At 39.3% G+C, this 7,715-nt stretch carries 5 protein-coding genes; 2 read left to right on the top strand and 3 right to left on the bottom strand.

Annotation, left to right across the window (positions count from 1 at the left end):
- Positions 1-268: 268 nt before the first annotated feature.
- Positions 269-2,782 (bottom strand): hypothetical protein, encoded by a 2,514-nt coding sequence (locus tag VF500_RS22805; protein WP_330861883.1) that lies wholly within the window; start codon positions 2,780-2,782, stop codon positions 269-271.
- A gap of 471 nt (positions 2,783-3,253) precedes the next feature.
- Between VF500_RS22805 and VF500_RS22800 the strand changes: the two genes are divergently transcribed.
- On the top strand, positions 3,254-4,717 hold the full coding sequence (locus VF500_RS22800; RefSeq protein WP_330861882.1) for a tetratricopeptide repeat protein: 1,464 nt from the start codon (positions 3,254-3,256) through the stop codon (positions 4,715-4,717).
- A gap of 218 nt (positions 4,718-4,935) precedes the next feature.
- On the opposite strand, the gene VF500_RS22795 is transcribed toward VF500_RS22800, so the two are convergent.
- Both VF500_RS22795 and VF500_RS22790 read right to left on the bottom strand, forming a co-directional pair.
- On the bottom strand, positions 4,936-5,616 hold the full coding sequence (locus VF500_RS22795; protein ID WP_330861881.1) for a hypothetical protein: 681 nt from the start codon (positions 5,614-5,616) through the stop codon (positions 4,936-4,938).
- A gap of 659 nt (positions 5,617-6,275) precedes the next feature.
- On the bottom strand, positions 6,276-7,040 hold the full coding sequence (locus tag VF500_RS22790; RefSeq protein WP_330861880.1) for a hypothetical protein: 765 nt from the start codon (positions 7,038-7,040) through the stop codon (positions 6,276-6,278).
- 168 nt (positions 7,041-7,208) lie between these two features.
- Here VF500_RS22790 and VF500_RS22785 point away from each other — a divergent pair.
- A partial coding sequence (locus VF500_RS22785) for a DUF5995 family protein (protein ID WP_330861879.1) occupies positions 7,209-7,715 on the top strand: 507 nt, incomplete at its 3' end.

Genomic DNA, 7,715 nt, shown 5'->3' with positions numbered 1-7,715 from the left:
CCCGCCAGCAATTTTTGACACTCAGCAAGACACCCTTCGCTGGCGCACGCGTGTCGCGTGTGCCCCGCATACTAAGTCACGCAACTCCTCATCGCTATGTCTTTCATACTTAGCAACACGTCATATCTCATTAAGTCATATCTCATTAAGTCATATCTCATTAAACTTTATACCTTTTCATTGAGGGTACACGCGACACGCGTGCACCAGCTATAAGAAATCCTGAGCACTTATAAAAAGACATATTTAAAGCTGAATTAAAATCAGGCTAAAACAATTGCCTTTCCCAAAACTCCACAACCTGGCTTTCGGCAATAATTTTGGTGTGCTCATAATTTACTTCCCGGTAAAAACGGATAAACTGCGGTTGGTACATAAGCAGGTGTTTTTTTAAAAGCAGGGAAGTTGTATATAATTTTACAAGCTTCAAATTATGGGCGTTAGCTAACAACATGATGATCCTGAACTCATGCATAATTGCCTCATGCCGCTGCTGAACAATGGCAATTTTGATTTTAAGCACATGAACAAGCACTTCCAGGTACGGGGTGATAGCCTGCCGGGCAGTAATAATTTCGGCAATATCCGCTTCTGTTTGTAAAAGACTTTCTTCATCCTCAAGTGCAAAAGCTGTATCGGCCAAAAACATCTTTAAAATAAACGGATACGTTATTGAGGAAGCCGGCGAAGCTTTGTGCGACTTATTTAAGATCCGGACAACCCGGAGTAATTTGCGTGGGTTTTGACCTATAATCAGAGTGCCGGCCATCAGCACCCCTATCATATTGTTAGCAGCTTCATTGTTGTTACCAGGGTCAAAAAATACAGGGTTAAAGCTAAACATGGTTATTTGGCCCAATACAGCTTTATCAACAATGCCATATTTAAGAAAATTAAAAACCGCTGTAATACAATTTACCGGGTTTATGGGGTAGCTTAAAAGGATTGCAGGCGAAAACTCGTTCAACTCTTCAATCTGTTGTTGCAACAATTCAAGATCTAAAGTAACAATGCCCAATATGGCTTTATAACAATGTAATAAAAAACGCCTGTCGCTGCTTATTTCAAAACGGAGCAGTGTATTAAGCGTTTTTAAATACCCGGGGGCCATAAACTCAATTCCAATGAAGTAATCAAGCAGGCTATCTTCAATTCTGAATTTCTGCATGCCGGTTCCGTCTGCGGTAAGCGTAACGTATTCGTGTTCTAATACATCGCTTAAAAAAGATAAAAGACCGGCTTTTAAATTTAAAGGAATACTGATGTGTGTTAAATTATGTAGTTCATTTTTTTCGCCGGCATTAACTACTGTTAAAACCAGCCATTTAACAACACTCAACCTTAAATTATGATTTAAATGATCATTAATATAGCCAATAAGGGCCTCATTAAACCTATTGCCATGCATCGATAGCAGCCATTGGGCAATGAAATATTCGAGGGTATCTTTTGAGCAAAATTCCATATAGATGTTTTGCTGAAGAAGGGTACTTTTATTGATGGTTCTTAAAAAATGCAAGCTATCCAAAGCCTGGTAAACCTGTTCATTACTGCCCGCCAACTCAGATACCTGTACCTGCCCCATGCTACTGCTTTCATCTTTCAAATTCATCAGGCTGATAAGCTCGTACAGGAATTGCGTTTTTTCGACCGCGTATCTATTGAAGTAGATCTTTTCGAGCACTAAATTACTTGTTAGCTCATACCGGGTTAAGGCATCAATTTTTTGCAGGTTAAATGTCTGAGGGTTTAGTTTATAATACAACTCCAGGTATAAGGGATTACAAAGGGTTTCTGCAACATCAATACTTACACCGTGCCCGGCTTTAGGGTTGATCAATTGGCTTATCTCCATAATTTCCGGAGCGCCAAGCAAGGGCATATTAATGGCATTTCCCGGATCACCAATAAAACTTTCGAACCATTTTTTGCGGATAAATCCAAATTCCCGCCCACAATTGATCCAGGTATTTGACCGCATTGTTAAAATGAGCCTAAAGCACCTGCTTTCATGGTAAATCCCTAATATATTAATGAGCTGGTTTAATATGAGTTGAAACTGATCGTTCCTGAATGTTGTTCCATCAAATCCATCAATGATCAAATAAAACTTCCCTTTGCCGGCATTTTTCAGTATTTCATGATACTCGGTATTGCCACAGCCCAATAGCGATAACAGCCAAAAATGGATACTTTGCCCGCTCTGCAGTACCGACATTAAAACCTGTGTGCTAAAAAACAGGAAAATATCATTTGATTTATTCGCGGCGTTCAGCTCCAGTTTTTCTTCGAGCCAGTGTAGCAGGGCTATTGATTTACCAAAACCGGCCGGTGCTATCAGGGCCGTGGCAACAGCATCTGAGGCCAAAAAAGCATCGAGATAAAATGAAGCTGATTTACGGGCTATGGTGTACTTAAAAGGTATGCCCGACCTGTTTTTTAAAGCCCGGATGGTAAAATTTGTTATATTATTAACATCGGCAGCAATTTTACTCCAGCTGGTTAAGCCTGTTATTGCCGGTTGTTGCCCATGCTTAATTAAAAAATCACCGATGCTTTCATAACCGCAGTATTTACACAATGCATCAAGCGTAAACTGCGAGGGGTTATGTTTTGATTGAACCAAACCGTAAACCCTTTTTAAAGTGGTTTCACTTATACATGCTTTAGTTTTTTTGAAAATAAGATCACTCAGGTTTTTACAATCGGCAGCGGTGATATTCGGGATGTCAGATACTTCGGATACGTTTTTTTTTAGCAATTCAAAATGGTATTGCTGCATAATTTAATGTAGGGCTATGAATTAAACTTAAAACTTCATAATGCTTTACAACAGAATAGCCGGTTAAAGTAATGAGGCAATTTTTCATGTTTGAAACATATGGCAACCGTTGTTAAGCCTTGATTAGCCCCGAGGCTAATCAAGCTTAAACAGGTAATTGGTTAGCATTACAAAAGGCCCTTCTTCTCTGCGTGTAAAAACATATGTTTTATGGGATCGGCAAACAGTATTTAAGGCCGCAAATAGAAGCATTACAAATAAAATAGCAAGCAAAAACAACTACCCATATCTACCCACCTCAAAAAAAGCCCCTTGTGGCTAACTACAGCAGCTAAAAGCATTTATCAAAATATCGGGTACGTTACCGTAAACACATGGCAAATAGTAAAAATTAAGGGTTGACCGATTACTTCATGGTGCAAAATGTTATTGAATATCATTATTATTGAGTCCCAGTTAATTTAAACTTACGTGAGAGGACTAATAGCAAAACTATGTTTTGCTGCGTTGCTTGTATGTAATACTAAAGGTTATGCCCAATACAATAGTGTAAAGCAAATTGATAGTATCATCAAGGTAGCAGAGCAGATAAACGATACAGAACAGAGCATTAAACTTGGTATTAAAGCAAGCGATTGCGCCAGGAAAATAAAATATGAAGATGGTACTATTGAAGGGATCACCCTTGCAGCCTTAAAAAGTTATAATGCAGGCCGCAATGAAGATGTTTTAAAATACGTAACCCTGGCCGAAAATGCTGTACCCAAAATAACCAACCCATCGTACCATACCCACCTCATGACCCTTAAGGGAATGAGCTATACAAACCTGGGCTTTTACAAACAGGGCCGGCAGATATTGAACGCTGCTTTACCTGTAGCCTCAGAGATAGCAAATGCAGACATAAGGCATTACCGTTTAGGTTATATCTATAACGCACTGAGTGACAACAACCAGCAAGCCAAAGGTGATCTTAATACAACACTGCTATTTTCCCAAAAAAGCTATCTTGAACATATAAAAGTTAGTAAAAAAAGTCATTTTGCAAACGGCAGGGTATTGGCTACAGATAATTTAGGCGTAAGTTTTTTTGAATTAAAAAAATACGATTCGGCTGAGGTGTATTTCAACAAAGCGGTTTTATTAGCCGATGAATATAAAGACATCACGGTTAAAGCATTTGCAAATACCGACCTGGGAAACCTTTATTACAGGGAACAAAAATATACCCAATCCAAAAATTATTACTACAAAGCCATTCCTGCTGCCAAAGAGATGGGCAATGGTTACCAGCTAAAAGAAATTTACACCGGCCTCTCAAAGGTTTATGCAGCCTTAAAGGATGATAAAAAAGCGAGAGAACTGCTGGAATTAAGCATGAAATTAACTGACAGCCTAAACAAGGCAGAAAAATCGGCCATTAAAACCCCGTTGAACGATATACTGAAAACTGAAGATAAAAAATTGGCCAAAAACAACACCAGTTTAATCAGCGTACTGGCAGGGGTATTTATATTACTTGTTTCTGCCGTATGTATTTTAATCTTTTTCTCCGGTAAGTTCAAAAAACAGTTAAAAGTAAGTGAGGGGAAAATAGAAGAACTTTCAAAAATGGTGGTTATAAGTACAGCCCAATATTCGCTTGAATGTTTAAAAGAGATAGTGGAGCTGGCTATGGATAATAACCCTCTTTTTTTGGCGAAGTTTAATGAGCTATACCCCGAGTTTACCGAAAAGTTGTTAAGCCTTGCCCCTAACCTTATTGCTACCGAAATTGAGCTGTGTATACTGCTGCGCATCAATTTTGATACTAAAGAAATAGCTCGTTACACTAAAACATCTGTTCGGTCTGTTGAAGGAAAGAAGCACCGCATCAGGAAAAAACTGAATATTGATTCGAAAGCGGATATTAATCTTTGGATAGCAAACGTGTAGATTAAATATCAATCCCCTTGTTCCGGATCCCTGTTGCACATTAAGACCACTAATTTTGGGGAATATCCGGGTACTGTTTTTTCATGCCCCTCGCTGGCGCACGCTGTTCAAGTTTAAAATCAAACGGGGTTTATCATCAACTACTATCAATATCTTTTACTGCATTAAAACTTATAGATCACAATCAGATTACAGCCCTAATATTTAGCCGATAATTGTTATTCTTCAATATTTTTTGCCTCTTCCTTCTTCTTGTTCTTTTCTTCGCTTTTCTTTTTTTCCTCCTCTTTAGCTATTTGGGCGTTCCGTTCAAAGTAATATTCGTCAAGAATGTCCTCCATATCGGCCTTGCGATATTCTTTATTTTTTATTTTTTCTACCAGTGCCGGCTTATCGCGCACCATATCACTCATAACTGCAATAAAATGCTGGCGGTCGAGCTCGGTAACGTTGTCCGGATCCGGGCCATAGTAATAAGTTCTGTTAAGATTGGAGTAAAACATGGGGACTGGGCCACCAAAGCCTCCCGCAGTTTGGTTATTACGCAAGCGTACATATAGCTTGGTTGGCTTATCAATAAGCACCAACAAAATAGGAAAAAGCTCAAGGTCTTTATTATGCGATACCACGAAGCTATCTATCCCTATTACAAAAGCCCGAAACTGCGCAGTTTTAATCTTTTGCTTATCGCCATTAGCGGTAACACGATACATGAAATCATCCCCAGCGCCTTTGAAAAGACTACGATCAGGGACATTCCACCTAATAAAGCCGATTATCTTGTTGTTTTGCAGGTCGTAATAGCTTCCGGGATTCCAGTGGTTAAGAACGTTGTTTTGCTGGGCGCCTGCATTAATAAAGGCAGCACACAGTAACAGGAGGATAAAAAATTTGCGCATAAAGCTCAGGTGTTGTTAGTATTTAAGCCGTGAAAATATTACAAATTACCAAAAGCAGCAAATAACGTTGTTACCTGATTTTGCAATCAGCAAAACCCAATCTTTAAAACAATTAAAACCAACCTGAAACCTTTCGCTGGTGCACGCGTGTCGCGTGTGCCCCGCATGCTAAGTAACACGCAATCACTCGTCGCTATATTCCTTCATATTGAGAAACACGTCATTACCCCACCAAGCTTTATACCTTTCCATTGAGGATACACGCTGAATGCGTGCACCAGCATTCAGCCTGACAACCACCAACAAAAAAGGCCAATCATTTCTGATCAGCCTTTTCACATAATTACCCCGTTTAGCCTATTACAATTAACATTCATTTTCATTTGTACTGTGCGCAACAAAAAAACCGCATAATGCACTTGCGCTTAATGCTATTAATAACGTAATCATAGTGTTTAATTTTAGGTGAATAATTAATTAATACTATAATCAGTACGAATAAAACATACTTTAGTTTTATAAAATAGCCGTTTTTTAGTATCACAAAAGCACTTTTACAAATATTATTTCTTTCAGGTTAAAAAATTAGAAATATTATTAGTGATCCCCCCAAACAAGCAACAAAATCAAAATCACTTCACACTTATTTGTGCAATAAACTATAGCGTATTCAATTCTTTATAAAGCTCCGTTGCGTTTGCAACCGTATTATGCATGTTGTCCAGCTTCATTACCTTCTGTAAAAACTCCTGGATCTTAGCTTTATTCACTTTTAAAACATTGCCATGCATGTTTTGCAGCACAACCACGGTATTAAAAATGCCGTTGGTGTTGCCCATATTGTTTGATGCATAATCAATCAAAGTCGGTACAATGCTTGCGGTTTTATACCAGTTCACCATAATATCATTGGCGCTGTTTGTGCGGGTCGAGCTGTTGTCAGAAAATAAGCCCGCAGCCAGTTTAACCTGCGTGCTGTCTAATGCCGTTTGATATTTCTTGGTATTTGCAGGATCAGAAGCAATAGCAGTTTTCAAAAGTTCCGGGGCATCATTGGGTAATACCTCGGTGATCACTTTGGCTGCATAAACACGCTTTTGCGGATCGGGGTTGTTCACCATAATATCCAGTAGCGGGGTAACAAATTTATAGGTTTCCAGCCGTTGGTTTTGTATGGATAGCTGCATTTGCTGCTGATACTGCTGGTTGGCAAGCACATCATGATCACGGGATTGCTCCATATCCTGCTTTTTAATGGCCTGCGAAAACCAATAGCCGGATGCGGTGATGGCCAGCGGCAAAAAGATCGATGAAAAAAACTTAAGCCAGAAATCTTTTTTCTTATCCTCGTCTGAAGTTTTTTTGAGCTTGACGAGCTCCTTCTTCAAACCGTCTATTTCTGTTGTTAACTGTTCTGCGGTCATAGGTAAGGTTTATTTAGAACTAAGAAAACTTGATATAAATATAACTTATTAATTAATAAGATAGTTAGTCCTACGCTTTTAATTGCATTTAAAAAGCTGGTGTACAAGCCATCAACAAAAATCCTATCTTTAAAATAATTAAATATACCTGAAACCTATCTGCCTGTTATGGAACCTATTGCACAAGCCCAAACTATCGACCAAATTATTGAACAACTGGAAGCCATTATCGCCGACGCCATAAAAACCGACAGTCGCGCCGGGTATTTTGCGGCCCTGTACCATAAGGTTACCTGCAAGGTGAGGGAAGGCATTCAAAACCGTGAGTTTGAAAATCCGGCACGTATGGAACAGTTAGACGTAATATTTGCCAACAGGTACATCACGGCTTATCGTTGCTGGCAGCAAAAGCAGCCTTGCTCCCATTCGTGGCAACTGGCTTTCGATATTTTTGATAAATCGTCGAAACTGGTATTACAGCACTTGCTCATTAGCATGAACGCGCATATCAACCTTGATCTGGGTGTTGCCGTTGTTGAATTAACCCGCAACCTTAACCAACCGTTAACCGGGGTTCATAATGATTTTAATTCCATCAACACCATACTTTCGGCGCTTACCTACGAGGTGATCAGCGAGCTGTACCAGATCTCGCCCCTGCTCTCGCTGGCAGGT

The sequence above is a fragment of the Mucilaginibacter sp. genome (genome assembly GCF_036383575.1).
In the GTDB taxonomy this organism is placed as follows: domain Bacteria; phylum Bacteroidota; class Bacteroidia; order Sphingobacteriales; family Sphingobacteriaceae; genus Mucilaginibacter.
The sequence above is the reverse complement of the archived record's forward strand: the minus strand, read 5'-3'. Positions and strand labels throughout refer to the sequence as shown.